The 26,175-nt window shown below is 66.8% G+C and carries 23 protein-coding genes; 10 read left to right on the top strand and 13 right to left on the bottom strand.

Annotated elements, in window-relative coordinates; genetic code table 11:
• Positions 1–23: 23 nt before the first annotated feature.
• From IEQ11_RS00700 to IEQ11_RS00685, 4 genes are all read left to right on the top strand, one after another.
• Positions 24–518 carry a hypothetical protein gene (locus IEQ11_RS00700; protein ID WP_247024683.1) on the top strand — a complete coding sequence of 165 codons (495 nt, stop codon included), beginning with the start codon at positions 24–26 and terminating at the stop codon, positions 516–518.
• A 752-nt stretch (positions 519–1,270) separates the two neighbouring features.
• Positions 1,271–1,465, top strand: a complete 195-nt coding sequence (locus IEQ11_RS00695) for a hypothetical protein (protein ID WP_036103540.1) — start codon at positions 1,271–1,273, stop codon at positions 1,463–1,465.
• A gap of 331 nt (positions 1,466–1,796) precedes the next feature.
• Positions 1,797–2,156: a hotdog fold thioesterase gene (locus IEQ11_RS00690; protein WP_411921048.1), complete on the top strand. Its 360-nt coding sequence runs from the start codon at positions 1,797–1,799 to the stop codon at positions 2,154–2,156.
• Positions 2,157–2,225: 69 nt separating this feature from the next.
• Positions 2,226–3,272 (top strand): LacI family DNA-binding transcriptional regulator, encoded by a 1,047-nt coding sequence (locus IEQ11_RS00685; RefSeq protein ID WP_191822268.1) that lies wholly within the window; start codon positions 2,226–2,228, stop codon positions 3,270–3,272.
• 514 nt (positions 3,273–3,786) lie between these two features.
• Here IEQ11_RS00685 and eda read toward each other — a convergent pair.
• The 5 genes from eda to zwf all read right to left on the bottom strand — a co-directional run bounded on the left by eda (position 3,787) and on the right by zwf (position 10,236).
• Entirely contained in the window at positions 3,787–4,425 is a 639-nt protein-coding gene (gene eda / locus IEQ11_RS00680) for a bifunctional 4-hydroxy-2-oxoglutarate aldolase/2-dehydro-3-deoxy-phosphogluconate aldolase (protein ID WP_191822308.1), read from the bottom strand.
• Between the two features lie 379 nt (positions 4,426–4,804).
• The gene (locus tag IEQ11_RS00675) at positions 4,805–5,485 is read right to left on the bottom strand and encodes an HAD family hydrolase (RefSeq protein ID WP_057920352.1); all 681 of its coding nucleotides are present in this window, start codon (positions 5,483–5,485) and stop codon (positions 4,805–4,807) included.
• A 374-nt stretch (positions 5,486–5,859) separates the two neighbouring features.
• The gene (gene edd, locus IEQ11_RS00670) at positions 5,860–7,692 is read right to left on the bottom strand and encodes a phosphogluconate dehydratase (protein ID WP_191822269.1); all 1,833 of its coding nucleotides are present in this window, start codon (positions 7,690–7,692) and stop codon (positions 5,860–5,862) included.
• Positions 7,693–7,979: 287 nt separating this feature from the next.
• Positions 7,980–8,735 (bottom strand): 6-phosphogluconolactonase, encoded by a 756-nt coding sequence (gene pgl / locus IEQ11_RS00665; RefSeq protein ID WP_148650133.1) that lies wholly within the window; start codon positions 8,733–8,735, stop codon positions 7,980–7,982.
• Positions 8,719–10,236: a glucose-6-phosphate dehydrogenase gene (gene zwf, locus IEQ11_RS00660; RefSeq protein ID WP_191822270.1), complete on the bottom strand. Its 1,518-nt coding sequence runs from the start codon at positions 10,234–10,236 to the stop codon at positions 8,719–8,721. The genes pgl and zwf overlap by 17 nt, the downstream gene beginning before the upstream one ends.
• A gap of 148 nt (positions 10,237–10,384) precedes the next feature.
• Between zwf and IEQ11_RS00655 the strand changes: the two genes are divergently transcribed.
• From IEQ11_RS00655 to IEQ11_RS25845, 4 genes are all read left to right on the top strand, one after another.
• On the top strand, positions 10,385–11,137 hold the full coding sequence (locus IEQ11_RS00655) for a GntR family transcriptional regulator (protein ID WP_036103525.1): 753 nt from the start codon (positions 10,385–10,387) through the stop codon (positions 11,135–11,137).
• 35 nt (positions 11,138–11,172) lie between these two features.
• Complete coding sequence (locus IEQ11_RS00650; RefSeq protein WP_046659670.1) at positions 11,173–12,183, top strand: SIS domain-containing protein; 1,011 nt, start codon at positions 11,173–11,175, stop codon at positions 12,181–12,183.
• A gap of 13 nt (positions 12,184–12,196) precedes the next feature.
• Complete coding sequence (gene nagA / locus IEQ11_RS00645; RefSeq protein WP_191822271.1) at positions 12,197–13,342, top strand: N-acetylglucosamine-6-phosphate deacetylase; 1,146 nt, start codon at positions 12,197–12,199, stop codon at positions 13,340–13,342.
• Between the two features lie 227 nt (positions 13,343–13,569).
• Entirely contained in the window at positions 13,570–13,704 is a 135-nt protein-coding gene (locus IEQ11_RS25845; RefSeq protein WP_281439899.1) for a hypothetical protein, read from the top strand.
• Positions 13,705–14,255: 551 nt separating this feature from the next.
• Here the strand turns inward: IEQ11_RS25845 and IEQ11_RS00640 are convergent.
• From IEQ11_RS00640 to IEQ11_RS00625, 4 genes are all read right to left on the bottom strand, one after another.
• Positions 14,256–15,716: an amidohydrolase family protein gene (locus IEQ11_RS00640; RefSeq protein ID WP_191822272.1), complete on the bottom strand. Its 1,461-nt coding sequence runs from the start codon at positions 15,714–15,716 to the stop codon at positions 14,256–14,258.
• A 160-nt stretch (positions 15,717–15,876) separates the two neighbouring features.
• Positions 15,877–16,446, bottom strand: a complete 570-nt coding sequence (locus tag IEQ11_RS00635; protein ID WP_247024681.1) for a hypothetical protein — start codon at positions 16,444–16,446, stop codon at positions 15,877–15,879.
• The gene (locus IEQ11_RS00630; protein ID WP_191822274.1) at positions 16,443–17,186 is read right to left on the bottom strand and encodes a hypothetical protein; all 744 of its coding nucleotides are present in this window, start codon (positions 17,184–17,186) and stop codon (positions 16,443–16,445) included. The genes IEQ11_RS00635 and IEQ11_RS00630 overlap by 4 nt, the downstream gene beginning before the upstream one ends.
• 104 nt (positions 17,187–17,290) lie before the next feature.
• On the bottom strand, positions 17,291–17,881 hold the full coding sequence (locus IEQ11_RS00625) for a macro domain-containing protein (protein ID WP_228464734.1): 591 nt from the start codon (positions 17,879–17,881) through the stop codon (positions 17,291–17,293).
• A 202-nt stretch (positions 17,882–18,083) separates the two neighbouring features.
• Here IEQ11_RS00625 and IEQ11_RS00620 point away from each other — a divergent pair, with 202 nt between their 5' ends.
• On the top strand, positions 18,084–19,514 hold the full coding sequence (locus tag IEQ11_RS00620; protein WP_191822276.1) for a hypothetical protein: 1,431 nt from the start codon (positions 18,084–18,086) through the stop codon (positions 19,512–19,514).
• Positions 19,515–19,667: 153 nt separating this feature from the next.
• On the opposite strand, the gene IEQ11_RS00615 is transcribed toward IEQ11_RS00620, so the two are convergent.
• A complete protein-coding gene (locus IEQ11_RS00615; protein ID WP_191822277.1) occupies positions 19,668–20,021 on the bottom strand; it encodes a hypothetical protein in 354 nt (117 codons plus the stop codon).
• Positions 20,022–20,325: 304 nt separating this feature from the next.
• Between IEQ11_RS00615 and IEQ11_RS00610 the strand changes: the two genes are divergently transcribed.
• Positions 20,326–24,015, top strand: coding sequence for an indolepyruvate ferredoxin oxidoreductase family protein (locus IEQ11_RS00610; protein WP_191822278.1), 3,690 nt, complete (start codon positions 20,326–20,328; stop codon positions 24,013–24,015).
• A 433-nt stretch (positions 24,016–24,448) separates the two neighbouring features.
• Here the strand turns inward: IEQ11_RS00610 and IEQ11_RS00605 are convergent, their stop codons facing one another.
• The 3 genes from IEQ11_RS00605 to IEQ11_RS00595 all read right to left on the bottom strand — a co-directional run bounded on the left by IEQ11_RS00605 (position 24,449) and on the right by IEQ11_RS00595 (position 26,083).
• The gene (locus IEQ11_RS00605; protein WP_036103507.1) at positions 24,449–24,697 is read right to left on the bottom strand and encodes a hypothetical protein; all 249 of its coding nucleotides are present in this window, start codon (positions 24,695–24,697) and stop codon (positions 24,449–24,451) included.
• Between the two features lie 32 nt (positions 24,698–24,729).
• The gene (locus tag IEQ11_RS00600) at positions 24,730–25,497 is read right to left on the bottom strand and encodes an anti-sigma factor family protein (RefSeq protein WP_191822279.1); all 768 of its coding nucleotides are present in this window, start codon (positions 25,495–25,497) and stop codon (positions 24,730–24,732) included.
• Positions 25,498–25,567: 70 nt separating this feature from the next.
• Positions 25,568–26,083 (bottom strand): sigma-70 family RNA polymerase sigma factor, encoded by a 516-nt coding sequence (locus IEQ11_RS00595; protein ID WP_036103502.1) that lies wholly within the window; start codon positions 26,081–26,083, stop codon positions 25,568–25,570.
• Positions 26,084–26,175: the final 92 nt, after the last annotated feature.

Genomic DNA, 26,175 nt, shown 5'->3' with positions numbered 1-26,175 from the left:
GCGCGGCGCGTGGGTTTGCCGCCGTGGCGGCTCGTTCGTCTGATGCGCGTTGCGGTGATTTTTTGTTCGCGCCGTTGCAGGCGAACGACGCGGCCGCATCGCGGCGGCGGCGGGAGCGCCGTTCCACGGGGATTTTCTTCGATCACAAGTCGCGACGCGGGAATGCAACCACGTTGTTGCATCGTCGCCGCAACATCGCGGGCGCGCAATGCGGCTGCGGTGCCGGTTGCGCAGTTGTCGTCATGTCGCGGTCGCGGCTTGCGCCGCTCCTACAGGCCATGCAGGTCCGGCTCGTGCCTGAAGCCGCGCAGTTCATCCAGCGCTGCGAAGCTCGGAACTCGCGAGAACAAGAGCACACCCGAAGGGCGGCGCACATGGATGTGCGCCGTGCGCCACCGGGACAGGATGTCCCGTGTGGCGCATGCCTGCGTCTGCTCCGCACGCGCGGGCTCTTGATTCACAAAAAAGCATTTTTCTTTGGTTACCTTTCTTTTGTTGCTTTAGACAAAAGAAAGTGACCCGCCGCTTCAGCGGCGGAACGCTTTTGATCCTGCTTGCAGCTTTGAAAGCTTTGAAGCTTTGAAGCTTTGAAGCTCTAAAGCTCTTGAAGTCAGAGGCAAGATCAACAGCTTTCGTCCGCAAGCGGCCGAGTTACTTTCTTTTGTCAAAAGCGACAAAAGAAAGGTAACCAAAGAAAAACGCTTTTCTTTGAATCAAGGGCCCGCGCGTGCGGTGCATTCGCGGGCATGCGCCACACGAGACATCCTGTCTCGGTGGCGCACGGCGCACATCCATGTGCGCCGCCCTTCGGGTGTGCCGTTGTTCTCGCGAGATAGTGGCTTCGCAGCGCTGGATGAACTGCGCGACTTCAGACTCAAGCCGAAGCTGCATGGCCTCCCTGTAGGAGCGGCGCAAGCCGCGACCGCGACATCACAGCCACGACGCGAGCGGCGAGGTCGTCGCGACGGCCCCCCCGCCTGGGCGGCTCAAGACAAAAGCAAACAAGCCGCCGGCGACCTCGCGGTCACATCCCGCCCCCCACCTAGGTCTTCAGTCATGGGTGCGCGATTGCAACCGTTGCCGCCCCCGCCACATCTCTATTACCGAACCCGGCAGCCACGCTCCACCCACCCGCGGTACCCCCGGCAACACCCACCACCGGGGCATGACTAAAGGGGGATATGACTTCCGGCACATAGTTACTTCTACCTAGGTGTTGTACATTACCAACACACCGAAGCACTACAACCCCACGACACAGGAAGCCACCATGAACACCCAGACCGCCAACACCGTCACCACCACCACCGCGACCACCGCTCCGGCCGCCGCCCCGACCGCCCCGGTCGCCCGCCACATGCACCGCCAGCGCGACTTCGGCGTCGGCTACGGCAACAGCAGCGGCTACGCCAGCAACCGCAGCTACGCCAGCAACTGGGTCCAGCCGCGCTTCCGTTTCGCTTGATCGCGGACTGACCGTCCATGGACCGGCTGATTCCGGCAAGGACCTCTTCCCTCTCGTTCTCACCCGGACCGGCGCGCACCCCCGACCTCCCCCGCGCGCCGTTCCGGGTCCACTGAGACCAGGACGTCCCCGAATCACCGTTCCGGCAGCACCGCATCACCTTCGCAGCACCTCAGAAGCACCGACCGACCGGCCACGACTGGCCCGGACCGGCCATCGCCGCTATCGTGCAGCGATGAACCCATCAGACCCCGCATCCACCGCCGCGCGTCCACTGTTCCGCGGCACGACCACCGTCGACGACCTCAACCGGCTTTCGCGCAACACCGCGATGGAACCGCTCGGCATCGTCTTTACCGAGATCGGCCCGGACTACGTCCGCGGCACCATGCCGGTCGACGCCCGCACCCACCAGCCCTACGGCCTGCTCCACGGCGGCGCCTCGGTCCTGCTCGCCGAAACCCTGGGCAGCAGCGCCGGCAACCTGTGCTGCGCCGAAGGCAAGGTCTGCGTCGGCATCGAGATCAACGCCAACCACCTGCGCGGCGTGCGCAGCGGCACGGTCACCGGCACCGCCCGGCCGATCCATGTCGGCGGCAGCACCCAGGTCTGGGACATCCGCATCGAGGACGAGGCCGGCAAGCTCGCCTGCATTTCGCGCCTGACCCTGGCCGTGGTACCCAAGATCTGAAGCGGCGAGTAGGCTAAGGTCCCGTCCGGCACGTTCAGCGCGCCGGCACCGCGCCCACCGCGAGGCTCCGTGCGCCGACCCACCATCAAAGATGTCGCCGAGCTGGCCCAGGTCTCGCTGAAGACCGTCTCGCGCGTGATCAACGACGAATCCGGCGTCCGCGCCCGCACCCGCGCGCGGGTGCACGAGGCGATCGCCGAACTGGAATACCGCCCCGACCCGTCCGCGCGCAGCCTGCGCAGCGCCCAGCCGTATGCGCTGGGCGTGGTCTACGACAACCCGAATCCGTACTACATCATCAGCGTGCAGAACGGCGTGCTCGCCGCCTGCCGCGAGACCGGCTACGGCCTGCAGATCCATCCCTGCGATTCGTCCTCGCCGCTGCTCGCCACCGACCTGATCGACCTGGTCCAGGGCGCGCGCCTGGCCGGCCTGGTGCTGGCGCCGCCGATGTCCGAACGCAAGGAACTGGTCGCCGAACTGGTCGCCCACGGCATCCGCCTGGTCCGCATCGTCTCGGCCGCCGAAGACCCGAAGGACGGCTCGCCCTGCGTCTGGGTCGACGACCGCGACGCCGCCTACGACATCACCGAGCACCTGATCCAGCTCGGCCACCAGCGCATCGGTTTCCTGTGGGGCGGCAAGTCGCATCTGTCGAGCTGGGAGCGCTACAAGGGCTACGCCCAGGCGCTGGCCGACTACGGCATCGTCGAGGACGAAAACCTGGTCCTGCCCGGCGACTATTCCTTCGACGACGGCTTCCGCGGCGCGCGCCGATTGTTCGCGCTGCCCGACCGGCCGACCGCGATCTTCGGCAGCAACGACGAAATCGCCGCCGGCGTGCTGGCGGCGGCGAAGTCCTCGGGCATGCACGTGCCCTACGACCTGTCGATCGCCGGCTTCGAGGACAGCCCGTTCTCCAAGCAGTCCTGGCCGACCCTGACCACCGCGCGCCAGGCGACCGAAGAGATCGCGCGGCATGCGGCGTATCGCCTGATCGCCGAGTTGCGTCGCGACGGCGACCAACAGGCCGAGATGCCGGCGAACGAAGGCTTCAGCCCGATCCTGGTGGTGCGCGGCTCGACCGCGCCGCCGCGGCCGCTTGCGGGGGCTTGAGTTGCGCTGAGCGTGGGGTCGGTTCGATGCTCGATGCATCGACGCTCAACGCTCGACGCTCGACGCTCGACGCTCGACGCTCGATGCTCGACGCTCGACGCTCGACGCTCGACGCTCGAATCCAGTATCGATCGGGTCGACATCGATTGATATGCGCGATGCTCGCGCAATGTCCGCCGCTTCCGCCGCCTCGACTCCGCCTGTAGCGAGTCCGCAGCTTCTCCGCTGTTGCCGTTGCTTTTCCCCCCTTTGGAAAAGGGGGGCAGGGGGGATTCGCTTTGGCTTTGGCTTTGGCTTTGGCTTTGGCTTTGGCTTCAACTCTGGCTGCGGCGCATTCGTTACTTGAAAAGATCAAGCGCAAAGCAAAAGCGAATCCCCCCTGCCCCCCTTTTCCAAAGGGGGGAACAGCAACAGCATGGGCAACAGCCGCGACTCTTGCTTAGTCGTGCAATCACGCAGCTACTCCGCGACCACGCAGCTACTCGATGACGCAGCTACTCAGTCACTCGCCCGCTCAACCACGCAACCCCACCGCCGCACGCGCCAACGCCTCAATCTGCGCCCAATCCCCCGCCTTCACCGCCGCCGCGGGCGCCACCCACGAACCGCCGACGCAGGGCACGTTCTTCAACGCCAGATACTCGTGCGCGTTGTTCGCGCCGATACCGCCGGTCGCGCAGAAGCGCAGCTCCGGCAACGGGCCGCCCAAGGCCTTGAGCGCGGTCGCGCCGCCGATCGATTCGGCCGGAAAGAATTTCAGCTGGGTGTAGCCGTGCTCGAGCAAGGCCATCGCTTCCGACGCGGTCGCCGCGCCCGGCAGCCACGGCAGATCGACCTCGCGCGCGGCCGCGATCAAGCCCGGCGAACTGCCCGGCGACACCGCGAAGGTCGCCCCGGCCTTCAAGGCATCGACGAAATCCGACGGCCGCCGCACGCTGCCGACCCCGACCGCCGCGCCTTCGACTTCAGCCGCGATCGCGCGCACCGCGTCCAGCGCGACCGGCGTGCGCAAGGTCACTTCGATCGCCGGCAAGCCGCCGGCGACCAGCGCGCGCGCCAGCGGCACCGCGTCCTTGAGATCGTCGATCACCAGCACCGGCACCACCGGCGCGAGCGCCAATACCGCGGCGACGCGCGCTTGCAGATCCTGCATCGAACTCATTGCTTGGCTCCGGTTGGGTTGGGACGGTGGGGCTTGGGTTTGTGGAAAGCGATCCATTCAACCGCGCACACGATGCGCTCATGAATCTTCGCGACTCTTTCAAACCGTCATTCCCGCGAACGCGGGAATCCAGTGACTTCAAACGTTCTCGCACGAAAGTCGCTGGATTCCCGCGTTCGCGGGAATGACGGTCTGGAAGTATCACGCTGAAGTCTCCGTACGCTCTAATCCGCCTAAGTGGGACGGCGCCCGTCTTCATGGGAAGGATGGTCTGGAAGGGGAGATGCTGAAGTGCCTGCACGTCCGGCTCCGCCGAAATAAGACCGACTCGCTCTCGCAGGAATAGTAAGTAAAAAATTCGCGGTGCCTCTCACGGCCGCGCAGCCACTTCATCAATGTGCTTGAGCAGATCCGCCGGATCTTCGTAAACCCGAAACGCACCCGCACGCTCGAGCTCTTCCTGGCCATAGCCACCCGACAACAAGCCCACCCCGAGCGCCCGCGCGCGGCGCGCCGCAAGCAGATCCCAGATGCTGTCGCCGACCACCACCGAATGCTCGATGTCTGCGCCGAGTTTGTCGGCGGCGGCGAGGAACAGGTCCGGATCGGGCTTGGCGTACTTGACCATGTCGCGGGTGATCACCACCCGCTGCTCGGGATCGACACCGAGCGCGACCAGGTTGTGGCGCGCGGTTTCCATGCGGCCGCTGGTCGCGATCGCCCAGGGAATGTCGTTGGCGGTCAGATAAGCGAGCAGTTCGACCGCGCCCGGCAACGGGCGGATCTGGGTCGCCTGGCGGCCGTAGGCTTCCGCGTGCAGGCGATGCAGGCGCTCGATCCGCTCCGGGGTGATGTCGATCCCGGTCTCGCGCAGCAGGATGTTGGTGAACAAGCCGCCGCTCATGCCGATCTTGCGATGGATGCGCCACACCGACAGCGGGATGCCGTCGGCGTCGAGCGCCTGCTTCCAGGCGAGCACGTGCTGATAGACGCTGTCGACCAGGGTGCCGTCGAGGTCGAACAGGAAGGTGGTGCGGGCGGGGGCGGGCATGGGGGCGTCCGGGGATTCGGGATTCGGGATTCGGGATTCGGGATTCGGGATTCGGGATTCGGGATTCGGGATTCGGGATTCGGAAAAGGCTACGGGTTGCGACGACTTTTTGATTCGTCATTCCCGCGAAAGCGGGAATCCAGTGCCTTTCGTGCGAGAACGCTTGAAGTCACTGGATTCCCGCTTTCGCGGGAATGACGTTCTGGTGGAATGGCGCTGAAGTCTCTGGATTCCCGCCTTCGCGGGAATGACGGCTGGATGGATTCGTGGGCATACAGAGCAACGGCATCGGCTACTTCTCCATCTCCGAATCGAATCGGGCAAACCAGACCAAACCGAAACGAATCGAATCGAATCAAATCAGACCAATCCAATCAAAGCGTCACCGACCCAAACACCCCCGCGCCGCGATCCGCCGGCGCGGCGTAATCGCGGAACGCGGCGAACAACTCGCGGCCCATGCCAACGTGATGCCCGGACAGATCGGCCGTCACGCTCTCGCGCGCACCCCAATCGGCGGGCTCGACCACGTTCAAGGTCCCTTCGATCGCGTCGAGCCGCAGCACGTCGCCGTCGCGCAACTTCGCCAACGGCCCACCGGCCATCGCTTCGGGCGTGATGTGCATCGCCGCCGGCACCTGACCCGACGCGCCGGACATGCGGCCGTCGGTCACCAGCGCGACGCGATGGCCGCGTTTCTGCAGTACGGTCAGGGTCGGCGTGAGCTGATGCAGTTCGGGCATGCCGTTCGCGCGCGGGCCCTGGAAACGCACGACCACGATCACGTCGCGATCGAGCTCGCCGCGCTCGAACGCCTGCTTCACCTCCTGCTGTTCGACGAACACCCGGCACGGCGCTTCGATCACCCAGCGATCCTCCGGCACCGCCGAGACCTTGATCGCCGCGGTGCCCAGATTGCCACTGAGCACGCGCAGCCCGCCGTCCGCGCGGAACGGTTCGCTGACCGGCCGCAGCACCGCGGTGTCGCAGCTGGTCGGCGTGCTCGGCACGTATTCGACCTGGCCATCGGCGCCCAGTCGCGCTTCGACCCGATAGCGCGCCAGGCCATGCCCGGCCACGGTCTCGACATCGCCGTGCAGCAGGCCGTGATCGAGCAACTCGCCGATCAGATAGGCCAGGCCGCCGGCGGCGTGGAAATGGTTCACGTCGGCGCTGCCGTTGGGATACACCCGCGCCAGCAGCGGAATCGCCGAGGACAGCGCGTCAAAATCCTCCAGCCGCAGATCGATGCCGGCCGCGGCGGCCATCGCGATCAGGTGCAGCAGATGATTGGTCGAACCGCCGGTCGCGTGCAGGCCGATCACGCCGTTGACGATCGCCTTCTCGTCGACGATGCGGCCGATCGGGCGGTAGTCGTCGCCGAGCGCGGTGATCTGCGCGGCGCGTTGCGCGGCCAGCGCGGTCAGTGCATCGCGCAACGGCGTGTTGGGATGGACGAAGCTGGAACCGGGCAGGTGCAGGCCCATCAGTTCCATCAGCATCTGGTTGGAATTGGCGGTGCCGTAGAAAGTGCAGGTGCCCGGGCCGTGGTAGCTGCGCGCCTCGGCTTCGAGCAGTTCGTCGCGGGTCGCGTCGCCGGTCGCGTAGCGCTGGCGCACGCGCGATTTCTCGTCGTTCGGCAGGCCCGAGGTCATCGGCCCGGCCGGCACGAAGATGCCCGGCAGATGGCCGAAATGCAGCGCGCCGATCAGCAGGCCCGGCACGATCTTGTCGCACACGCCCAGGTACAGGCCGGCGTCGAACATGTCGTGCGACAACGCGATCGCGGTCGACATGGCGATCACGTCGCGCGAGAACAGCGACAGCTCCATGCCTTCGCGGCCCTGGGTCACGCCGTCGCACATCGCCGGCACGCCGCCGGCGACCTGCGCGGTCGCGCCGCAATCGCGCGCGGCGGCCTTGAGCAGATCGGGATAGCGCTCCAGCGGCTGATGCGCCGAGAGCATGTCGTTGAACGAGGTGACGATGCCCAGATTGGGCGCGTAACCGCTGCGCAACGCGGCCTTGTCGCCGCTCGAACAGGCGGCGAAACCGTGGGCGAGATTGCCGCAGGACAGGCGTCGCCGATGCGGGCCGCCGCTACCGGCCGCATCGATGCGGGCGAGGTAGGCGGTGCGGCGCGCGCGGCTGCGTTCCTGGATGCGGTGCGTGACTTGCGCGACGACGGGATGCAATGGGGTATTCACGTTTACTCGTTCGGTGCGAGGCCCCTTCCGAAGAGGCCGAACAGTTCCCCCCTTCGAAAAAGCGGGGTTAGGGGGATTTGCTCTTCCTACACCTTCCGCAGAAGCAAAGGCAAAAGCAAATCCCCCCACGCCGATAAACGGCGTGGCCCCCTTTGTTGAAAGGGGGCGACAGCAAAGGCCGAAGTGGGAGGGGAGGGAACTCTGGCCTGGCTGTCGAGACACCCAATCAGGTCGCGGGCGTCAAATGAAACACTTGGAAACGATTGCGGATCTTCGATTCGAACGGATCACGGACTCCAATAAAGCGTCGGCGCCGACGGCGCGCCGCTCAACACCGAACGGATCGGCAAGCTGCAACGCGGATCGCGCTGCGCGGTATCGAGCACCGCGCGCTTCTTGTCGCCTTCGATATGCAGGTACAGCGCCGGCGCGGTGAAGATCGCGCTCAGGGTCAGGGTCATGCGCGGCTCGGGCATCGCCGCGGTGCGCACCGACATCACCGGCGCGCGGCCGCGCGGTTGCAGACCGATCTCGCGCAGCGCCGGGTTGTCGTAACCCAGGTCCGGGAACAACGAGGCCACGTGGCCGTCGTCGCCCATGCCGAGCACCGCGACATCCAGCGGCAGGCCTTCGTTGGCGATCTTGGTCAGCACCGGCATCAACGCCATCTCCGGCGTTTCCGTCGGCCGGTACAGCGGCAACAGGCGCGCGACCGCGGCGTTGTGCTGCAACAGGTTCTCGCGCAGCAGGCGTTCGTTGGAACGCGGATGCTCCGGCGGCAACCAGCGCTCGTCGATCGGCAGCACGGTCACCCGCGCCCAATCCAGCGTTTGCGTCGACAGCGCCTGGAAGAAACGTTTCGGCGTGTTGCCGCCCGACAAGGCGATGCTCGCTTCGCCGTGACGGGCGAGCGCGCCGCGCAGATCGGCGGCGACCTGCTTGGCCAGCGCCTGCGCCAATTGTTCGCCGTCGTCGAACAGGCGCTCGTGCAAGGGCAGCGGCAAGGGTTCGATCACGGTCAGTCGCTCAGCCTGCATCTTCATGCCAGGTTCTCCCGTCGCGTTCAATCAAGGCAACCGCGGCGCTCGGGCCCCAGCTGCCGGCGGTGTAGGGACGCGGCGCGTCGGCACTCGCGGCCCAGGCGGCGCGGATCGGATCGATCCACTTCCAGGCCGCGTCGACTTCGTCGCGGCGCATGAACAACATCGGATTGCCGCGCACCACGTCCATCAGCAGACGCTCGTACGCGTCGGCCTGACGGCCGCCGAACGCCGCGGCGAAACTCATGTCCAGCGGCACGTGGCGCAGGCGCAGGCCGCCGGGGCCGGGCACCTTGTTCATCAGCCACAGCTTCACGCCTTCATCGGGCTGCAGGCGCAGCACCAGCTTGTTCGGCGCCAGGCGGCTGGACGGGTCCTGTTCGGTCAGTTCTTCGAAGATCGAATGCGGCACCTGGCGGAAGGTCACCACGATCTCCGACACCCGCTCGCCCAGGCGCTTGCCGGTGCGCAGGTAGAACGGCACGCCGGCCCAGCGCCAGTTCTTCACTTCGGCCTTGATCGCGACGAAGGTTTCGGTGAGCGACTGCGCGCCGAGTTCCTGCGCATAACCCGGCACCGCGGCGCCGTCGACCGCGCCGGCCTTGTACTGGCCGCGCACGGTGGATTGCGCCGCGTTGCCGTTGACGATCGGGCGCAGCGCGCGCAGCACCTTCAATTTTTCGTCGCGGATCGCATCGGCGGCAAGCGAGGACGGCGGCTCCATCGCGACCAGACACAGCAGCTGCAGCAGATGGTTCTGGACCATGTCGCGCAGCGCGCCGGATTTGTCGTAGTACGGCGCGCGCGATTCCACGCCCACCGTTTCGGCCACGGTGATCTGCACGTGGTCGATGTGCTCGGCCTTCCACAGCGGCTCGAACAGCGCATTGCCGAAGCGCAGCGCGGTGAGGTTCTGCACCGTTTCCTTGCCCAGGTAATGGTCGATGCGGAAGATCTGGGTCTCATTGAACACCCGGCCCAGCGCATCGTTGATCGCATTCGCGCTGGCGCCGTCCTTGCCGAGCGGCTTTTCGACCACCACCCGGGTCTTCGGCCCGACCAGCCCGTGCGACTGCAAACGGTCGCCGACGATGCCGAACAGGTCCGGGCCGACCGCGAGGTAGAACACCCGCACCCGTTCGTCGCCGCTGAACTCGGCCGCGAACTCCGGCCAGCCGCCGTCCGAACTCAGGTCGAGCCGGCGGTACAGCAGCAGATCCAGAAACCCGTCGATCGCGGCCGACTCGCGCGCATCGAGATTGGCGAACTTGGCCAGCGCCTCGCGCACCCGGCCGCGGTAGTCCGTGTCGCTCTGGGTGTCGCGGGCGATCGCGACGATGCGGGTGCCGGCGACGATCTGGCCGTCGGCATAACGGTGGAACAACGCCGGCAGCAGCTTGCGCAGGGCCAGGTCGCCGGTGCCGCCGAAGATCACCAGGTCGAACGGGGCCAACGGGGCGAGATGCGGCGCTTGGGAGGTGTTCGGCACGGTGTAGACGCTCATGGACGGGCTCGGACAGGTCTGGGTTTAACCATACCAGTAAAGATACCAGTAAGATACCACTTCGACAAATAGACAATAAATCAACGATTTATCTAGGTTTATCACGGCTTTGTTGCCGCCAGTGGTCTACGACTGGTATCTTTTTACCATGCAGTCCTATTTGCAAAGCGAGTTCCGCCGCCAGACCGACGCGCGCCGCGCACCGGCCTATCAACACCTGCGCCGGACCCTGCAGCACGCGATCGACAACGGCGAACTGACCGCCGGCCAGGCCCTGCCCGGCGAACGCGAGCTCGGCAAGCTGCTCGACCTGTCGCGGGTGACCGTGCGCAAGGCCATCGCCGGCCTGGTCGCCGACGGGCTGCTGGTGCAGCGCCAGGGCGCCGGCACCTTCGTCGCCGAACGCATCGTCAAATCGTTCTCGCGCCTGACCAGCTTCACCGACGACCTGCGCGCGCGCGGGCTCGATCCGCGCTCGACCTTCCTCGAACGCGGCGTCGGCGAGGTCACCCCGGAAGAAGCGATGGCGCTGAACCTGTCGCCGGGCGCGGCGGTGATCCGCTATTACCGCCTGCGCACCGCCGACGGCGTGGCGCTCGCGCTGGAGCGCACGGTGGTGCCGCTGGCGGTGCTGCCCGATCCGGCCCTGGTCGAAAACTCGCTGTACGAAGCCTTCGCCAAACTCGACATCCGCCCCGCGCGCGCCCTGCAACGGCTGCGCGCGATCGCCTTCGACGCCGAACAGGCGCGGCTGATGAATCTGCCCGAAGGCGCACCGGGATTGTTCATCGAACGCCGCACTTTTCTCGACGACGGTCGTGTCGTCGAGTTCACCCGATCCTTCTACCGTGGCGACGCTTACGACTTCGTCGCCGAACTGCAGAGCGAACCCACGCCGTGAGCACCCACACCCTGCTGGACCCGACGAGCACCCGCATGTACGCCGAGGCGCACGAAGCCGGCGACGCGGTCGCGCGCCAATTCGCCGCCAACGCCGACAGCGTCGACGATCTGGCGCAACGCCTGCAGAAACAACCGCCGCGCTTCATCGTGACCTGCGCGCGCGGCAGCTCCGATCACGCCGCGACCTACGGCAAATACCTGTTCGAAACTCAGCTGGGCCTGGTCACCGCGTCGGCCTCGCCGTCGGTGGGTTCGGTGTATGCGATCCGGCCCAAGCTTGAAGGCGCGCTGTTCGTGGCGATCTCGCAGTCGGGCAAGAGTCCGGATTTGCTGCGCAACGCCGAGATCGCCAAAGCCGCCGGCGCGTATGTGGTCGCGCTGGTCAACGTGATCGATTCGCCGTTGGCGCAGCTGGCCGACACCGTGCTGGGCCTGCACGCCGGCCCGGAAACCAGCGTCGCGGCGACCAAGAGTTATCTGTGCTCGCTGGCCGCGCTGCTGCAGCTGACCGCGCGCTGGAGCAACGACGCGGCGCTGTTCAACGCCGTGCATGCCTTGCCCGATGCGCTGCGCGAAGCCTCGCGGCAGGATTGGTCGCCGCTGGTCGAAGGCCTGACCGATGCGCGCAATCTGTTCGTGATCGGCCGCGGTCTGGGCCTGGGCGCGGCGCAGGAAGCCGCGCTCAAGTTCAAGGAAACCTGCGGCCTGCACGCCGAGGCTTTCAGCAGCGCCGAGGTCAAGCACGGGCCGATGGCGATCGTCGGCCCCGGTTTTCCGGTGCTCGCCTTCGCCCAGGACGACGGCACCGGCGACGGCACGGTCGCGGTCGCGCGCGAGTTCCGCGCGCGCGGCGCGCCGGTGTGGCTGGCCGCGCCGGGCATCCACGGCGGCGACGCCTTGCCGCTGGCGCGTTCCTCGCATCCGGCGATGACGCCGCTGATCACCGTGGCGAGCTTCTACCAGGCGGTCAACGCGCTCGCGGTGGCGCGCGGCTACAACCCGGATCTGCCGCCGCATCTCAACAAAGTCACCGAGACGGTCTGAGGAACGCATCGCCATGTCCGTCACCGCCGGCGCCCTCGCCTTCGTCAACGGCCGCGTTCTGAGCGAACGCGGGTTCGAATCGGATCTGAGCGTCATCGTCGAGGACGGGCATATCGTCGCGGTGTTGCCGGGGCCCGCCCCGAACGGCGTCGAGGTCGTGGATCTGCGCGGTCAGTACCTCGTGCCCGGCTTCATCGACACGCAAGTCAACGGCGGCGGCGATGTGTTGTTCAACGATGCGCCGGATGTCGACGGCCTGCGCCGCATCGCCCAGGCGCACCGCCGCTTCGGCACCACCGGGATGCTGCCGACCCTGATCAGCGACGACGTGTCGGTGATGCTGCGCGCGATCGACGCGGTGCGCGAGGCGATCGCGCAGAACGTGCCCGGCATTCTCGGCATCCACCTGGAAGGGCCGTACCTGGCCGCCGCGCGCAAGGGCGTGCACAACCCCGACAAGTTTCACACGCCCAGCGAGGCCGAACTCGATCAGATCGCCTCGCTCGAGGTCGGCAAGACCCTGCTGACCCTGGCGCCGGAGCGTTTCGACAACGCCACCTTGCAGGCGTTGGCCGCGCGCGGCGTGGTGCTCAGCGCCGGCCACACCGCCGCCGATTACGACCGTCTGCGCGACGCGTTCGCTCATGGCGTCAGCGGCGTGACCCATCTGTTCAACGCGATGACCCCGCTCGGCAGCCGCGAACCCGGCGGCGTGGGCGCGTGCATCGAAGATCCGAACGCGTGGTGCGGGGTGATCGTCGACGGCGAACACGTCCACGACGCCTCGTTGCGCATCGCCATCGCGGCCAAACCGCGCGGCAAGATCCTCCTGGTCACCGACGCGATGCCGCCGGTCGGCGGCGAGCAGGACGACTTCACGCTGTACGGCCAGACCATGACCTGCCGCAACGGCAAATGCACCACCGCCGACGGCACCCTCGCCGGCTCCGCGCTCGACATGGCGACCGCGGTGCGCAACACCGTGCAGCGGCTCGGCCTGCCGCTGGACGAAGCCTGCCGCATGGCCTCGGCCTACCCGGCCGACTTCATCGGCCTGGGCCACGAACTCGGCCGCATCGCGCCGGGGTATCGCGCCGATCTGGTGGCGTTGGACGATGGTTTGCGGGTGACCGGTAGCTGGATCGGCGGCTTGCGCTGAGCGCTTCGCGTCGCGCGATCGTTCAAGCCGTTGCTCGTTGAAATCCCGCGCATTGCAACACCTGCTCGTGCTGTTCCCCCCTTTGAAAAAGGGGGGCTGTGGGGATTCGCTTTTCGCTCAAATCGCTGCGACATCCCAGCGAAAAGCGAATCCCCCGCGCGATCCATACGATCTCGCTTCGAGCTTACGCAGGGCGCTCGCCCCCTTTTCCAAAGTGGGCTATGTGATTGCGCGTGCCGTCTGCATGCGACAACGACGACTATGACGGCATCGACGGCATCGACGGCATCGATGGCATCGACGGTGTCGGCGATGTCGGTGGGGTCGGCGATGTCGGCGGTGAGACATCAGCGATGAAGTAACGCACGCGCTTTTGCTGTTCCCCCCTTTGGAAAAGGGGGCAGGGGGGATTCGCTTTTCGCTCAAATCGCTGCGACATCCCAGCGAAAAGCGAATCCCCCCGCGCTATGCAGACGATCTCGCTTCGAACTTGCGCCGGGCGCTCGCCCCCTTTTCCAAAGTGGGCTATGTGATTGCGCGTGCTGTCTGCATGCGACAACGACGGCTATGACAGTACCGATGGTGTCGGCGATGTCGGCGATGTCGGTGGGGTCGGCGATGTCGGCGGTGAGACATCAGGGATGAAGTAACGCACGCGCTTTTGCTGTCCCCCCCCTTTGGAAAAGGGGGGCAGGGGGATTCGCTTTTCGCTCAGATCGCAGCAACAGCCCGGAAAAAAGCAAATCCCCCGCGCCGCAAACGCCCACCTCGCTACCGAATAAACGCCGGGCGCCCGCCCCTTTTTCAAAGGGGGCAATCCAATGCGCCTGTCCGAACAACGTTATCGACATTACGAACGCACCACTACTCTGCGCGCCCACGAATAGTCGCGGTAACGACAGACCAAGCGCGATCAATGCAAGCCCACCTTCCCCTGCATCGCCTCGAAGATCGCGTCGGTCCTGTAGCCCTTGCCTTCCTTGAACACCAACGGCATCCGCTCGATCGCGCCGGCATCGCGGGTCGGATCGCCATCGATCATCACCACGTCCGCGCGCTTGCCCACTTCCAGGCTGCCGATGCTCGCATCGCGACCCAGATAGCGCGCGCCGTTCAAGCTCGCCACCCGCACCGCCTGTTCGAACGTGAAACCGGCCTCGATCATCAACTGGATCTGACGCTTGCTCGCATAGCCAGGAATCACCCCGCCGTAACCGGTCGGGTCGGTGCCGGCCAGCAACAATCCGCCGGCGTCGACAAAGCGCTTCTCCCACTGGCCGAGCTTGGGAAACAAGCGCACCCATTCCCAATCCGCCGGCTTGGCCTGCATCGCTGCCCAACCCGCCTCGTACTGCTCGCGCACTTCCGGCAACAGCAGCGACAGCACCGCCTCGGGCACCTTGGGCCGCTGCGCCACCAGGGTCTCGAACACCGGCAGGGTCGAGGTCAGCGCGACCTTGCGCGCGACCAGCAGATCGATCAGCGCGCGCATCCGCGGCGAATCCACATCGAGATCGGCGAGCGAACGGGTGATCGCGGCCGGGCAGGCATCGGCCTGCTTGTCGGTCACGAAGTCCGAGGCGAACGCGAAGCCGTGTTCAAGATTGTCGATGCCCATCGCCGAGGCTTCGGCGAAAGTCACCGAACACAGGTGCGCGGTGACCTTGCGCGAACGCCGGTGCGCGACTTCGATGATGCGTTGCAGCTCATCGCGGCGGATGTGCATGTAGGCCTTGTACGAATCCACGCCTTCGTCGGCCCAGTAACTCACCGCGCGTTCGGCATCGTCCGCGCCGTTGACCACCTTGACCGCCAGCACCGCCAATCCGGGGCCGTTGAGCAGCGGCGCGGTCACGTCCATGTCCGGCCCGGCGATCGCGCCGGCTGCGATCTGCGCGCGCATGTTGAGATCGGCATACGGCAGCATCGCGCCGGCGGTGCGCAGGGTGGTCACGCCGCCGGCCAGATACAGCGCCGGAAAGCTGTGCACCATTTCCGAATAGTTGCCGTGCCCGGTCGGATAGAACATGTGCTCGTGCATCATCACCAGACCCGGCAACAAAGTCTTGCCGCGCGCATCGATCACGGTCGCGTGCTTCGGAATCGCGATGCGTCCGCTCGCGCCCAGCGCGCGGATTTTTCCGTTTTCGATCAGCAAGGTCTGATCGCGCCGGATCGGCGCGCCGGTGCCGTCGACCACATCGGCATGGGTGAAGGCCAGCAACGATTGCTCATAGGCCAGGAACGGCGATTGGGCCGGCGCCTTCGCCGCGGCCGGCGCGGCCGCGGGTTTGGGCGGCTCGGCCGCGCCGGCGGCCACGGACAAGCACAACGACAACGACAACGCGAACACGATCGAACGACTCAAGTTCATGACGGCTCCCCAGCCTGCGGCGGATGATCCACCGCGAACGAAACGACGACGGCCCGCGTAGCGCGTCCGCTCCGCAGTATCAGCGTTCCGCCGCCGCGGCATTTGTCCGTGCTTGGCGTGTGCGGGGGGGCCGGGCGCCGATGCAGTGCCGCTTCGCGAATCAATCGCTGAGCCAGACCCGCATGAACTTGCGATGCTTGTTGCTCCAGAAAAACAACGAGGCAGCGCTTTCGGGCCTGAAGTACAGCAGGCTTGCATCGGCAAGGCGCAGCTTCGGACGCTGCGCATCGGCGCCGAAGTTGCAATCGGGCGCCATGTCGAAGCAGGCGTAGGCGATCAGTCCCGGCTTGACGGTGTCGATGGCCATGATCAGGTCCGCACTGCCGCGCTCACTGCGGGGGATTTCGTCCAGCTTGATCCAGGCCGGGCCCTGGCGGGCTTGCGACAGTCGGACCCACAAGGCTTCGCCGCCGCCAGTACGGGTTTTGAGCATCCGGCCGAGATCTTCGACGCCATCGCCATTGAAGTCGGCGCGGACTTCGGTATAGCGCGAGCGCGAATCCTCGCGCGCGGGATCACTCGATTCTTTATCGGTGGGCAGGCGCCAGCCCGCGGGCAGATCGGCGTCTCCACCCGATGTCCTTGCCGCGCTGATCGCGCAAAGAAACAGCAGCATCGCGAGCAAACCGCATCGCGGCGCGCGCATGTTGGAAGGCGTCGTCGCGCTCATGCCTGCGCCTCCGATTTTGGAACCTGCATGGCCCAACGCTCCTGCCCGCCTTCGATCTCCAGCAACTTATACCCGTCGCTGACCGTCGGCGCCTCATCGCCGCCATCGCAATACACCCGGCAGACCAGCGTCTGGGCCAGAAAACGGCCGAAATCCGCCGACCTAGCCCAGCGTCCGGATCGATAGACACTCACGCCGATCTGCGCGCCTTCCAGCGTGACGACCGATACATGCGCGTCGGCGCATAGATAGGTGTGAGGATCGCCCGCGTCGCGGGTCTGCGCGATCAGCGGACCGATCGCCTGGCTCACCGCCGCCAACACCTGATGATGGCTTGCGCCGAACACACGCGCGTCGACGCCATGTTCTACCGACCACGATAAGTTCGGCGTGTCATCCACGGCGGATTCTCGATCCACCGTTGTTCCGCAGCCGGCGCAGAAACTCGCGCGCGCCGTGCGCAACGGGCGTCGGCAGTGTCGGCAGAATGGACCGCAGTCGGCGGCGCGGCGATGCCATATCGCGTTGGGATTGGTCTCGACGAATCCGGTCAGGCGGGCATAGAGATGGCATGCCGAGGTCTGCGGCGGACATTCCGACAGGCTGGCGCCGGTCTTCCTGCGATAGGCCTGGATGTCCTCGATGGTTTTGCTCAACGCGGGCGACATCAACGCCCATTCGCGCTCGTCGAGCATCGGGATCAGCGTCTTGCATCGCCAGCAGTGCAGATTTTTCGCCACGTGGGTGCGTCCTTGCGTTGGATTCTTGTTTTTCGATTCGCGTCAATGGCGATCGAGCCAATGACGCCATGGCAACGGGCCTGTCCGCACATCCGCCGCCAGCATCACCGCATCAACCCCGCATGCTGCGCCAACACCCCGCGCGCGCTGTTGCGCCAGTCGGTGTCGCCCAGCACGACATCGGCGTAGGCCGCGCGCATCTGCCGCGCCACGCGATCGAACGGCATCGCGCCGATGCCGGCGCCGAGCGCGGGGCTGGTCAGCGACGCGATCGTGTCGGTTCGGCCGCGGTTGTGCGCGTCGATCGCGATCAGCGCGGCGCGGAAGGCCAGATAGACATGGACCGTGCGGTCCACCGGCATCGGTACGCGCATGGTCGGCGCGCTGACCAGGAACGGGAACTTCGGGTGACCGGTCGCGACCACGATCGCCTGGCCGACCGGCAGTTCGCCGCCATGTTCGGCGCGTATTCGCGCCTGCACCGCGTCCTGCAGCTCCCAGCCGAAGTAGCGCGAATACAGCAGGTCGATGCCGCCGTCCATGAAGCCGAAACTGTTGGCCGGGCTCAGGATCGCGTCGGCCGGTGCGTCGAGGATGTCGCCGACCTCGACCGTCGCTTCGGATTCGCTGAAAACCGCCCGCCACGCCTCGGCCATGCCGGGGTCGAGCGTGCGCAGGTGCAGCATCAGGTGCATGTGGATTGTGTTCCTGGCATGGGTGGGCGGACGCCGCATCGGTCGAACCAAGCGTCGGTGAAACAGGCGCGGTGACGGCGCGGAACGGACCCGGCCACGATCGCCTTTCATCCTGAAAATCCGTCCATTTCACACAACTTTTATACCTGTCGGCGCCGCTGATAGCACAGTACGCATACGGTCTAGCAAACGGAGATGCACGATGGCTGAGCCCACCGGTCCCAGCAATGGACAGACACCGCCGCCGAGCGGTACACCGACCCCGCCACCGCCGGACGTGCGCCTGCAGCCATTCGGCATTCCATTACCGCAGCCGCAGTGGCCGGACATGTCCGCGACCGGGCCTTGGCCGCTGCCGCCGGCGTCGCCACCGGGCACGGTGCCGGGTTTCCGGATACCGCCCTCGCAAGATCCGCTGAGCGTGCTCGGCCCGGGCCTGGGGGCGGCCGGATTGACGGCGCCGGTCACCCTGCCCGGACGGTCGGAAGGATCGGGGATCACCTGGTCGGGCAACATCCCGCTGCTCGGGCACTTTCAGCGGCAGACGATCGCCGGCGCGGACGGCAGCGTGACCTCGATCGGCGCCACTCTCACCGATCCGCGTACCGGCGCGGTGTCGGGGTTCGCGGGTGGCAGTACCGGCCCCTTCAACCTGGCCATCGGCGGCAACCAGAACGGCTTCGTGGTCGCCGGCAGCCAGACCAACGGCGTCGACACCTTGTCGCTGGGCGTGGCCGGCAACCTGCAGACCCAGACCTACACCGGCTTCGGCAGCCTGCAGCTCGGGGTGAACCAGTGGACCGTGCAGTACGCGCAATCGCCGGCCGGGGCCAGCGCATCGCTGGGCGCCGCGCGCGACCTCGGCGGCGGGGCTTCGCTCAGCGCCGGCGTGAACTACAACGGCGCGACCGACACCACCCGCTTCAACGCCGCCTACACCGGCGGGCCGCAGGGCTTCAATCTCAACGGAGCGGTCGTGCTCAGTCCGCAGGGCACCCGGATCGAAGGCGCCGCCAACGCGCCGCTGGGAACCAACGACTGGCTGCGCGTGGGCCTGGCCGGCTCGGTCGGGCCGGGCGATGCGCACAGCTACGGCCCCACGGTTTCGGCCACCCTCGCGCCGGGCTTCACCGCGACCGGCCAGGCCCGGTTCGAGCGCGACCTGAGCGGACGCGACTCGTTCACCGCCGGCGCCGACTTCCGCTATCGGATGCCCGACAGCCCTTTCAGCGTGCGCGCGGGCGGTTCGGTGACCGACGGACGGCCGCAGGGCTATATCGGGTTCGATCTGACCTTCCCGTTCGGCGGCGGCTCGCGCTCGCCGGCCCCGTCCAGGGATCACCTGCCCGACCGCCGCAGCGCGGTGGAGCCGTCGACGCCTGTCGAGGGTCGCGCGCCGACGGGCCCGCGTACCGCATCGGCCACCGACGACCCGAACGCGCTGATCCATGGATTGATGACCGGCGACCGCAACGCCCTGGACGCAGCGCGCAACTTGCCCGCGGGTCAGGAGATGCGCCGGCAGGCGGTGGCCGCCGTCGATCGCCAGGAGCAGCAGGCGGCGCAAGCGCCCGAGACTCAACAAGCGGTGCAGCCGGATGCGCCGTCGCGCGGAGCGCGCTCGATCGGCTAGATGGCGTCGGCGGAAACGCCGGCGCGGTGGATCGGAGCCGGCGGGTCTCGCCCCGAATCGGGCGAGACATGACCGGCTCGAATCAGGCGACGGCTACGGACAAGGCTCGGCCGCAACGAACCGGCAAAAAACGCCGCGTCGCCGCGTCGCGAGCTATCGCTGCGCCGACGCGGAACCCCGCGCCAACACCGCATTGAAGACCTCGACAACGGTCGCGGTCGCCACGCGCCGCTCGCCTTCGGCCACGTCGAACACGCGACCGGGCCACACACTGCCCGGATAGACCTCGGGGGTGACGAACCAGACCAATGCCTGCGCCCGCGCGCCCGGTTCGACCGTATCGGCATCGATGAACTCATGCCGCACCGAGGTCCAGTAGTCCGCACGCACCGCATAGGCCGGCGAGTAACCGCTGAGGACCGCGTTCGTTCGCCCACCCTGCTCCGGCGCGAGCAGTTCGAACAGCACTCGTGCATCGGCGGGGCGTTGATTGGAGGCTGACGGCATCGTGTTGTCTTCGCTTGTGTGCAGCGGCAATGCGCTCGCCGCGCCGCCGTGTTACGACCAGACCGCCGCACGGTTCCGAGCCACGCGCTTGCGGACCACACGGTAGCGCACGTCCCTGTCGGCCGCAGCCAGGGCGCCCGCATCGCGGCACACCCGGTCCGCCTTTCGGCCCCAATCCCCGCGATTGCTATAATTCCGAGTCTTTGCTCGGTCCCCGGCGCGCCACCGCCGGCCCGGCCCGCCGCTGCACCGTCCGCCGAACGCCCCCGCCAGCCAACCCGCGGCACCGCCGCGAGAGCCCGCCATGACCAGCACCGCAGAACTCAGCTCGCCCTCGTCGGCGAATACCTCCCTGACCAACAGCGTCCTCGACCCGGATTACGGGCTGGAGCACAAGTACACCCGTCAGGAAGGCCGCATCTACCTGTCCGGCGTGCAGGCGCTGGTGCGCCTGCCGCTGATGCAGCGCCTGCGCGACCAGGCCGCGGGCCTGAACACGGCCGGCTTCATCTCCGGCTACCGCGGCTCGCCGCTGGGCGGGTTCGACCTGGAGCTGTGGCGCGCGCGCAAGCACCTGGAAGCGGCCGGGGTGAAATTCACCCCCGGCCTCAACGAAGACCTCGGCGCGACCATGGTCTGGGGCACCCAGCAGACCAATCTGTTCCCGGGCGCCAAGGTCGAAGGCGTGTACGGCATGTGGTACGGCAAGGGCCCGGGCGTGGACCGCACCGGCGACGTGCTCAAGCACGCCAACGCCGCCGGCACCAGCAAGTACGGTGGCGTGCTGGCGCTGGCCGCCGACGACCACGCCTGCCGCTCCTCGACCCTGCCGCATGGCTCGGAGGGCGAGTTCACCAGCGCGATGATGCCGATCCTCAACCCGGCCGGCGTCCAGGACATCCTCGACATGGGCCTGATCGGCTGGGCGATGTCGCGTTACACCGGCCGCTGGGTCGGCTTCAAGACCATCGCCGAGACGGTTGAATCCTCGGCGTCGGTCGACGTGAATCCGCTCGCGCTGAACATCATCACCCCCGACGATTTCGTTCTGCCGCCGGGCGGCCTGAGCATCCGTTGGCCCGATCCGCCGATGGATCAGGAAATGCGCCTGCACCAGTACGCGGTCAAGGCCGCGCAGGCGTTCGCACGGGCCAACAAGATCGATCGCATCGTCATCGATTCGCCGAACGCGCGCCTGGGCATCATCACCACCGGCAAGAGCTACCTCGATGTGCTGCAGGCGCTGGAGTATCTGGGCCTGGATCAGCGCGCGTGCTCGGACCTGGGCATCCGCGTGTACAAGGTCGGCATGACCTGGCCGCTGGAACCGGTCGGCCTGCGCGCGTTCGCGCGCGGCCTGGACGACATCCTGGTGGTCGAGGAAAAGCATGCCTTCATCGAAAGCCAGATGAAGGAGTCGATGTACAACTGGGACGGCGAGCGTCGTCCGTCGATCGTCGGCAAGTACGACGAAAGCGGCGAGTGGATTCTGCCCTCGACCGGCGAGCTGACCCCGGCGCGCATCGCCGGCGTGATCGCGCGTCGCATCCAGCGCTTCCACGACAGCGAGCACATCCGCGACGTGCTGCGCTGGATGGAGGAAAAGGAAAGCGAACTCGCCCTGCCGCGCGCCGCGTTCCCGCGCGTGCCGCATTACTGCTCGGGCTGTCCGCACAACACCTCGACCGTGGTGCCGGAAGGCTCGCGCGCGCTCGGCGGCATCGGTTGCCATTACATGGTGACCTGGATGGACCGCGACACCAACACCTTCACCCACATGGGCGGCGAAGGCGTCACCTGGTCGGGGCAGGCGGCGTTCACCGAAACCCAGCACGTGTTCCAGAACCTCGGCGACGGCACCTATTTCCACAGCGGTTCGCTGGCGATCCGCCAGTCGGTCGCGACCGGCGTCAACATCACCTACAAGATTCTCTACAACGACGCGGTCGCGATGACCGGCGGCCAGCCGGTCGACGGGACCTTGTCGGTGCCGCAGATCGCGCATCAGGTGCGTTCGGAAGGCGTGCACACGATCGTGTTGCTGTCCGACGACATCGGCAAGTGGAACAAGCGCGAAATCTTCCCGAGCGACATGGAGTTCTACGACCGCTCCGAACTCGACGCGGTGCAAAAGCGCCTGCGCGAAGTGAAGGGCACCAGCGTGCTGATCTTCGATCAGACCTGCGCGACCGAGAAGCGTCGCCGCCGCAAGCGCGGCAAGATGGTCGATCCGCAAAAGCGCGTCATGGTCAACACGCTGGTGTGCGAAGGCTGCGGCGATTGCGGCAAGAAATCGTTCTGCGTGTCGGTGCTGCCGAAGGAAACCGAGTTCGGCCGCAAGCGCGAGATCGACCAGTCCAACTGCAATAAAGACTATTCCTGCGTGAACGGGTTCTGCCCGAGCTTCGTCACCGTCGAAGGCGGCGGTGTGCGCAAGAAGAAGGGCTCGGCCAAGGATCGCCTCGCCGATCTGCCGATGCCGACGCTGCCCTCGCTCGACACGCCGTGGAACATCCTGATCACCGGCGTCGGCGGCACCGGCGTGGTCACCATCGGCGCGCTGCTCGGCATGGCCGGACACCTGGAAGGCAAGGGCGCCAGCGTGCTCGACCAGACCGGTCTGGCCCAGAAGGGCGGCGCGGTCACCACCCACATCCGCATCGCGAAGACGCCGAACGACATCCACGCGGTGCGCATCGCCGCGGGCGAGGCCGACCTCGTGCTCGGCTGCGACATGGTCGTGGTCAACGATTACTGGGCTTTGTCGAAGGTGCGCGCCGGCCGCAGCCAGGTCGTTCTCAACAGCTACGAAGCAATGCCGGGCACGTTCACCACCCGTCCGGACATGCAGTTCCCGGCGACCGACATCGTCGCCGCGATCAAGCAGGCGCTCGGCGGCCAGGATCCGCTGATCGTCGATGCGACCCAGCTCGCCACCGCGCTGCTCGGCGATGCGATCGCGACCAACCTGTTCATCCTGGGCTACGCCTGGCAGCGCGCGCTGGTGCCGATCACTTTCGATGCGCTGATGCGCGCGGTCGAGCTCAACGGCGCGGCGATCGAAATGAACAAGACCGCGTTCGCCTGGGGCCGCCTGGCCGCGATCGATCCGCAATCGGTCGCCGAAGCCGCCGGCGTGACCCGCAAGGTGCCGACCGCGGCCGAAGCCACCCCGCGCGACCTGCCGCATCTGGCGCCGGGCGAATGGGAAGGCAACGAATGGGGCGCCACCTCGGCGCCGCGCGCGACTCGCAACGAAGACGAACTGCGTCATGTGCCGTCGCAAGCCGACAGCGACAATGTCGCCTTCCTGCCGCTCGACGACCTGCGCCTGTCGCGTTCGCTCGATGAACTGATCGCGCGCCGCGTCGCGTTCCTGACCGAGTATCAGGACGCCGCCTACGCCAAGCGTTACTCGGACTTCGTCGCCAAGGTGCGCAGCGCCGAGCAGGCCAAGGCGCCGGGTTCGACCGATCTGGCCGAGGCGGTCGCGCGCTATTCGTTCAAGCTGATGGCGTACAAGGACGAGTACGAAGTCGCGCGCCTGTACACCAGCGGCGATTTCCAGCGCAAGCTGGAGCAGCAGTTCGAGGGCGACTACAAGCTCAAGTTCCACCTCGCGCCGCCGCTGCTGGCCAAGAAGGACGCGCAAGGCCGCCTGATCAAGCAGGAATTCGGCCCGTGGGTGTTCACCGCGTTCAAGTGGATGGCGAAACTGCGCAAGCTGCGCGGCGGCACCTTCGACATCTTCGGCTACACCGAAGAACGCAAGATGGAGCGCCAGCTGATCGCCGACTACGAGCAGACCATCAGCGACCTGCTGCCGACCCTGGACGGCGGCAACGTCGACCTGGCCGCCGAGATCGCCGGCATCCCCGAGCACATCCGCGGCTACGGCCACGTCAAGGAAGAGCACCTGCACAAGGCCAAGGCGCGTGAGGCGGAGTTGCTGAAGGAATACCGCAATCCGCTGCGGATCGTGCAGGCGGCTTGAGGGTTGCTTGGTTGAAATAAAAAGCCCCGCGAAAGCGGGGTTTTTTTATGGGCTAAGGGCAGGAGCAAATCCCCCCTGCCCCCCTTTTTCAAAGGGGGGAATCCCCAGAAGGGTTATTTCAGGTCGTGTGGGTGACGTCGCTTCGATTTCGACCAGATCCTCCCGTGCTGTTCCCCCCCCCTTTAAAAAAGGGGGGCAGGGGGGATTTGCTTTTAAAGCGCCGAGTGAGATCGCTGCGAAACGCGCAAGCCAGTCGCGCCGACGAAGCAGCCCCGAACACCGCCAAATCCGATCGACTCAGACCGATATCGGACAGATTCACGCCAACCCGATCCAATCGCATCGCAGTGCGCTAAGCTGCGGATCAAAAAACCTCGAAAAACCCGTCGGCCCCGACGCCTTGCGCGGACCGAATCCCGCCGCGACGCGGCGCTCAGATAGCCAGGCGACGGATGATCTCGCTGGCGGCGTCGCGCACCTTGGCCGAATCGGTCGGCATGCGCGAATCGGTTTGCGACACCTTGATCAGTTCCATCCGCGCCGTTTCCAGCGCGGCGTCGGCATTGTGCGAGATGGCGTGGCGTCGCCAGTCCTGTTGCGTCGCCGAGCCTTCGGCCAACGAGTGCAGAAAATCAGCGAACCCGTCGTGCGCCTGCTGCGTTTCCTTCGAAACCGCCGTCATGACCGTTTTCCTCGAAATCGAACCGTGCGCGATCAGATCGCGCCTGCCAGCGCACGCCTGACGACGTTCGCCGAATCACCACGGCTCACCATCGCATAGTTGTAGTCGCCGCGCGACCAGTATTGCGCGAACAGATCGCCGTCGCGGCGGTCGCCGCGCGGCAGCAGATGGCGCCGCGGCCCGGGCGGCCGGATGTAGAAGCTGATCGCGTTGCCGGACGGGTCGGCATACACCACCAGCGCCGCCGCGCCCTGTTCAGTCGACAGCATCCGCACGCCCGACGGACGGAAGCCGGCCGCGCTCAGATCCGGCAGCCGCATGGGCGCGCGGAAGTTGGCGTCGAGCCAGGACTGCAGGTCGCCGGCACCGTCCGTGCGATCCAGGCGCAGATCGTGACGCACCGCGAACAAACGATGGGCGGCGATCGCATCGGCCATCGGCAACGGCCGCGCTTGCGCCTGCAACGACGGCGCGTCGGCCGACTGCGACCACGTCCGCGCCTGCCAACCGCCCAGGCCGCCCACGCCGATGCTCAGCACGATCGCCGCGGCCATCGCGTAACGCGCGTTGCGCTTGCGGGTGAGGCCAGCGCGCACGCGCGCCGGATCGAGCTCAGGTTGCGCGCTCAGCGCGTCGCCGGCCAGCGCGGCGCGCAGTTGCTGCGCATCGCGCTGCCATGCGCGCAACTCCTCGGCCGATTCGGGATGACGCGCGAGCCAGGCCTCGACTTCGGCGCGGCGCGCGGCGTCGAGCCGTCCGTCGACGTAAGCATGCAGATCGTGTTCGCTGGGGATGTTCATTCGATGGCGCTCGCGCAATGCGATGGAAAACGATGGGGCGGGTTCATTCGAACAACTTCGCGGCCTGACTTCATTTCAACAACCTCAACGCCGGTCCCGGCGTCTCGCCTTCGCTGAGCCGGCGCAAGGCCTGACGCGCGCGCGACAGCCGCGACATCACCGTGCCGATCGGGACTTCGAGAATGTCGGCGACGTCCTGATAGCTCAGCCCTTCCACCGAAACCCACAGCAACAGACTGCGCTGCTCGACCGGCAGACGCTGCATCGCCTCCAGCGCCGAACGCGCGACGAACTCGCGCTCGGCCGAAGGCTGATGCTCGTTGCCGGCCAGGCCCAGGCGCGACAACAACCCGGCGTAGCGCTGCGAACGCCGCTGCGCATCGAGGAACTGGCGATAGACGATCGCGAACAACCACGGCCGCAGCGCCTGATCGTCGTGGCGGCTGTGCCAGCGGGTGATCGCGCGCTCCAGCGCGGCCTGGACCAGATCGTCGGCCGCGTGCGGATCGCGCGCGAGCCAACGCGCGAACCGCCGCAACGACGGCAGTTGTTCGCGCAGGGCGGTGTCGAGCTCGTGGGCGGGCATGGCGGACGGAGCGGGCGCTCGGAGAGGACGTCATGGGTGAGACGCCGCAGCCCGCAGTTTATTCCGTCGCTTCGGTCGGGTCGTTATGCCGA

Source organism: Lysobacter capsici (assembly GCF_014779555.2).
Taxonomy (GTDB): domain Bacteria; phylum Pseudomonadota; class Gammaproteobacteria; order Xanthomonadales; family Xanthomonadaceae; genus Lysobacter; species Lysobacter capsici.
The sequence above is the reverse complement of the archived record's forward strand: the minus strand, read 5'-3'. Positions and strand labels throughout refer to the sequence as shown.

Bases quoted from the DNA above. Each gene is read 5' to 3' on its own strand.
- IEQ11_RS00620 (WP_191822276.1), top strand. From the start codon at position 18,084: ATGGCTGAGCCCACCGGTCCCAGCAATGGACAGACACCGCCGCCGAGC.
- IEQ11_RS00615 (WP_191822277.1), bottom strand. From the start codon at position 20,021: ATGCCGTCAGCCTCCAATCAACGCCCCGCCGATGCACGAGTGCTGTTC.
- IEQ11_RS00625 (WP_228464734.1), bottom strand. From the start codon at position 17,881: ATGCACCTGATGCTGCACCTGCGCACGCTCGACCCCGGCATGGCCGAG.
- zwf (WP_191822270.1), bottom strand. From the start codon at position 10,236: ATGAGCGTCTACACCGTGCCGAACACCTCCCAAGCGCCGCATCTCGCC.
- IEQ11_RS00640 (WP_191822272.1), bottom strand. From the start codon at position 15,716: ATGAACTTGAGTCGTTCGATCGTGTTCGCGTTGTCGTTGTCGTTGTGC.
- IEQ11_RS00595 (WP_036103502.1), bottom strand. From the start codon at position 26,083: ATGCCCGCCCACGAGCTCGACACCGCCCTGCGCGAACAACTGCCGTCG.
- nagA (WP_191822271.1), top strand. From the start codon at position 12,197: ATGTCCGTCACCGCCGGCGCCCTCGCCTTCGTCAACGGCCGCGTTCTG.
- IEQ11_RS00605 (WP_036103507.1), bottom strand. From the start codon at position 24,697: ATGACGGCGGTTTCGAAGGAAACGCAGCAGGCGCACGACGGGTTCGCT.
- IEQ11_RS00650 (WP_046659670.1), top strand. From the start codon at position 11,173: ATGTACGCCGAGGCGCACGAAGCCGGCGACGCGGTCGCGCGCCAATTC.
- IEQ11_RS00695 (WP_036103540.1), top strand. From the start codon at position 1,271: ATGAACACCCAGACCGCCAACACCGTCACCACCACCACCGCGACCACC.
- pgl (WP_148650133.1), bottom strand. From the start codon at position 8,735: ATGAAGATGCAGGCTGAGCGACTGACCGTGATCGAACCCTTGCCGCTG.
- IEQ11_RS00635 (WP_247024681.1), bottom strand. From the start codon at position 16,446: ATGAGCGCGACGACGCCTTCCAACATGCGCGCGCCGCGATGCGGTTTG.
- IEQ11_RS00690 (WP_411921048.1), top strand. From the start codon at position 1,797: ATGGAACCGCTCGGCATCGTCTTTACCGAGATCGGCCCGGACTACGTC.
- eda (WP_191822308.1), bottom strand. From the start codon at position 4,425: ATGCAGGATCTGCAAGCGCGCGTCGCCGCGGTATTGGCGCTCGCGCCG.
- IEQ11_RS00655 (WP_036103525.1), top strand. From the start codon at position 10,385: ATGCAGTCCTATTTGCAAAGCGAGTTCCGCCGCCAGACCGACGCGCGC.
- IEQ11_RS00600 (WP_191822279.1), bottom strand. From the start codon at position 25,497: ATGAACATCCCCAGCGAACACGATCTGCATGCTTACGTCGACGGACGG.
- IEQ11_RS00610 (WP_191822278.1), top strand. From the start codon at position 20,326: ATGACCAGCACCGCAGAACTCAGCTCGCCCTCGTCGGCGAATACCTCC.
- IEQ11_RS00675 (WP_057920352.1), bottom strand. From the start codon at position 5,485: ATGCCCGCCCCCGCCCGCACCACCTTCCTGTTCGACCTCGACGGCACC.